The following is a 3,390-nucleotide window of genomic DNA, read 5'->3' as shown; positions in this document are numbered from 1 at the left end:
GCAAGGGGTGCGTCCCACGAATACTTAAGAGAAGTCGATCGTGGGGTACGTGAAGCGGACTGTTGTGACATAATAATGAAGCCAAAGGCTCTGATATAGCCAGAAGCAAATACCCCGAAAGTGTTAGTAGCACCGTAGGGGTCTTCTGTTGTTTACGACGATCGCATTTGCACCCGCTTCACGTCAAGTCGCAAAATCGGTCATTTTCAGTCTATTTTTAGAAGTAGCCGCCTAACTTAGGCGGCTAAGCCAGAAAATACACTCAAATACTAGCAAATACTCTCATTTGTAAAGCACCACATTTTTTTTGACTAAAGGGATGGGTTTGTTCAGCAGGGGTAGTTTAAGTATGGCCCGGTCAAATTCACAATCAGCCAGCGGTCGTCGCTCATCAGGTTTTACCTTTTCCCCCACAACAATTATTTCCTTAGTCTGTTTTGCGTACTTGGTGATAGATGTACTCTCGCTCTCGTTAAAGCCGTCTTTGTCGGGTATAGCATCAAATATCTTTAGTATTGCCGTAAATAAAGCGACACCATCTTCCTTGTTCCTCACATAGGCGTATCCCTCTAAGCCTTGTAATCGAGCAATTTGACCACTATAGGACAAACACTCTTTACCTTTTTTCCAAACGTACTTGGTATCACCAAAAATAATTTTGATTTTGTTTGCCCAACTTTTGATATCAGCGGGTGTTACCAGTTTTGCGAGTTTGGTCTGAGCGATTTTTGGGTCATCGGTGAAGCCCGCACACCGTACCCATTTGACCCCTACTTTTTTGTCGGGACTAACAAAATAAAGCTCAATCAGTGGAAAGCCTCGAAGAGGTGGTTTGCTATTTTTACCAGATACACTACCAGCACTTGCGCTTTGCTGATATCCAATAGCAGTAATGTGTTGAATGATGTCACGAGTAGTACCTGAAAGTATGTAACTGGTAGTTAGGTCTTTTTCATCTGGGAAAAACTCGAATACCTTACCCGTACCTATACCTTTTGGTGTGATATCGAGGTATTTGGGTGTTACCCAGTTCTCCTTCCGAAAGTTGGTTACAGCTTGATTGCGTAGTGGGAAGCCCTTTCGGTATTCTTTCCACCATTCATCAAAATCAATCCCCCCATTTGCAATTAATTCGTTTATCGCAAAAAGTAGGGAGGGTTCCCCTTTGGTACTATCGAGAGTGAGGCGTTTAGCAGTAGGTTTAGTAGTCATAACGAAAAGAAAGAATATATCAATATATTCGCATAACCCTAATAGGTTTCCAAAAATTGTATAGCGTGATATAGCAAAAAAAAACGCCTAAACTAGAAATACTAAAGCAAAGGTATTTATATGGCAAGATTCAGCGACATTATGAGAGCGGACGAACTAAAAGCCGCCAAAGACAAACTAGAAGCTTACATGAGACTAGATACTGCGGCTAAACAAGCGGCTTACAAAACAGCAACAAAGGGCGGGCGGCTTTTAGTGGGCAAACAAGACGGCATACTGATTCCATTCGGTCGTGCAGACGATAAAATTTATGTAGGATTAAAACTTCCGGCTCCAAGCGATAAAACTGTAAGTGGAGAGGAGCAAGAAAAAGATAACGCCTTGATTACCAGTATTACTAGCAAGATTGTAGGTGATACTTTGTGGGCTAGAACTACAAAACCTGAAACAGCGACAGTAGTAGGAGCAGTTGGGCGAAAGCAACCTCCGGCCGCAAGGGTTATCTTTACAAGGAAAGGTGCCAGTGCAGACAGAACATCGCGTTTTACGGGAAAAACATATAAATCTCCCACAGTAACGTCGGTTAGTTGTCCTTTTGGGATTAAAACTGGTGCAACGGGTGCTGACAGAGGATTTTCGGAGAACGCATCGGACATTGTAGTTCTACTTAAACCCACAACTCCTGTAGATGATAGTATTGCCGTGCGAGTGACCCCTCAAGGTTTTATCGACATTAACTAAATAAATCTATGGCAATAATTTGGACGCCCACGGGAATAACAGAGATTGAATCGGCAGAGGACTTGTTTTATGTTGATATTGATTTAGCAAGCGCTAGCCAGAAAAACATAGAATTAATGATTCAAACAAACGTCGCTGCTAACAATTGGATTAACGGTGGCAAAAAGATTGACGATTATCTCGACTGTTTAAGTGACGGCGGGTACGATGCTTATGAATTTTTAATCTCTGTTGAACAGTCACTTACGGCATGGTTTTAGCTTTTTTTCCAACAGAAGATAGCTGGCAACAAGTCTATTTTATTGGCAATTTTGCCGAAACAAGTAGACTTGTTTGCCCGGTACTTTTAAACTCTCCTGTGGTAGCACTAATTATGTCAGCACCTATTTTTTTGGATGCTAACAAATGGCGTTTAGGCGCGTACATTCAAAGAGAAGTATTTACGGGTCTAACCGTTGGTGGTAGTAGTGACGCGCGCTTAAATAGCGCTCGGAAGCTATACGTAAATCGATTACAAGTATTTACTTTTTCTGAACAAATTACATATAGTTTGGTAATCAACCCATTTATTTGGGGCGAAGGTACGACGGTCACGGTCTGGGAATACACAGGAGAAGTGAATTGAAGTGACAACAAAAGAATTACTAGAAATCGTAATCTTAGTTATTGGTGGTGGCGGTGGCGCTGCTACAGCGGGTTTTGCTTTTGCTATGTCTAGGTACAGTACAAAGCTAGAAAATTTGTCCTTACAAGTTGAAAAGCATAACTTTAGTTATGGGCGTAAAATGCAACAAAATATCGACAACCTAATTGTGGAGCTAGGGGTATTAAAGTGCGATGTTCGAGACATTAAAAGTGTTTTGATGCGAAACGGGACATTGCACGATAGAGCGGGTTTTCCGAGCGAGAATATCCCATCACGAACCGATTGGACAATAGAAGATGCTTGAGATTGACCGATATGCTTACCGCTTCCTTATGTTCTCGCTCTGTACAAGTGCGGTAGGGGTTACGTTTGGGGCTTTGTCAATCGGACTAAAAGCGTCGGGTGATGCACCTGTCAATCTGACTACTCTGGCCACTACTTTGTTTGGTTTTGCGATCGCGCTTGCGACAAAAGTTAAAGGTAGTTAGTTGGTTTTTAAGTGTATTTTCTGGCGTAGCCGCCTAACATAGGCGGCTATTGTTCAAAATGAAGGTAAAACAGATGGCAACAGTAATACCGGGTATAAGTTCAACAGTAAATGCAACAACCATTGAAGGTCAATCGTGGCAGTTGGTACATTTAATCAACAGTGCTGAGAAGGGCTTGACAGCCCAAAGGTTCAACCTAACCAAAAGTGACGAACAAATCCTAGAAGGGGATTTTACGATACCAGGTACTGTTACCTACGATGATTTAACGGGAATTTTTTCCGATAGTGCAGCACCTTACTT

Annotated in this window: 7 protein-coding genes; 6 read left to right on the top strand and 1 reads right to left on the bottom strand. The window is 42.1% G+C overall.

Going from position 1 to position 3,390, the window contains the following annotated elements:
• Positions 1-282 precede the first annotated feature (282 nt).
• Positions 283-1,212 (bottom strand): hypothetical protein, encoded by a 930-nt coding sequence (locus QUB10_RS33910; protein WP_333207503.1) that lies wholly within the window; start codon positions 1,210-1,212, stop codon positions 283-285.
• A 120-nt stretch (positions 1,213-1,332) separates the two neighbouring features.
• Between QUB10_RS33910 and QUB10_RS33905 the strand changes: the two genes are divergently transcribed.
• From QUB10_RS33905 to QUB10_RS33880, 6 genes are all read left to right on the top strand, one after another.
• Positions 1,333-1,953: a hypothetical protein gene (locus QUB10_RS33905; protein WP_333207501.1), complete on the top strand. Its 621-nt coding sequence runs from the start codon at positions 1,333-1,335 to the stop codon at positions 1,951-1,953.
• Positions 1,954-1,961: 8 nt separating this feature from the next.
• Positions 1,962-2,213 carry a hypothetical protein gene (locus QUB10_RS33900; protein ID WP_333207500.1) on the top strand — a complete coding sequence of 84 codons (252 nt, stop codon included), beginning with the start codon at positions 1,962-1,964 and terminating at the stop codon, positions 2,211-2,213.
• A complete protein-coding gene (locus tag QUB10_RS33895; RefSeq protein WP_333207499.1) occupies positions 2,204-2,578 on the top strand; it encodes a hypothetical protein in 375 nt (124 codons plus the stop codon). The genes QUB10_RS33900 and QUB10_RS33895 overlap by 10 nt, the downstream gene beginning before the upstream one ends.
• A gap of 1 nt (position 2,579) precedes the next feature.
• On the top strand, positions 2,580-2,903 hold the full coding sequence (locus QUB10_RS33890) for a hypothetical protein (protein ID WP_333207497.1): 324 nt from the start codon (positions 2,580-2,582) through the stop codon (positions 2,901-2,903).
• Positions 2,896-3,087 (top strand): hypothetical protein, encoded by a 192-nt coding sequence (locus QUB10_RS33885; protein ID WP_333207495.1) that lies wholly within the window; start codon positions 2,896-2,898, stop codon positions 3,085-3,087. Before QUB10_RS33890 ends, QUB10_RS33885 begins: the two co-directional genes overlap by 8 nt.
• 73 nt (positions 3,088-3,160) lie before the next feature.
• A partial coding sequence (locus QUB10_RS33880; RefSeq protein ID WP_333207493.1) for a hypothetical protein occupies positions 3,161-3,390 on the top strand: 230 nt, incomplete at its 3' end.

Source organism: Microcoleus sp. B5-D4, assembly GCF_036705145.1.
GTDB lineage: Bacteria > Cyanobacteriota > Cyanobacteriia > Cyanobacteriales > Microcoleaceae > Microcoleus.
Note: the sequence above shows the minus strand (reverse complement) of the source record. Positions and strands in the feature narration are given on the sequence as shown.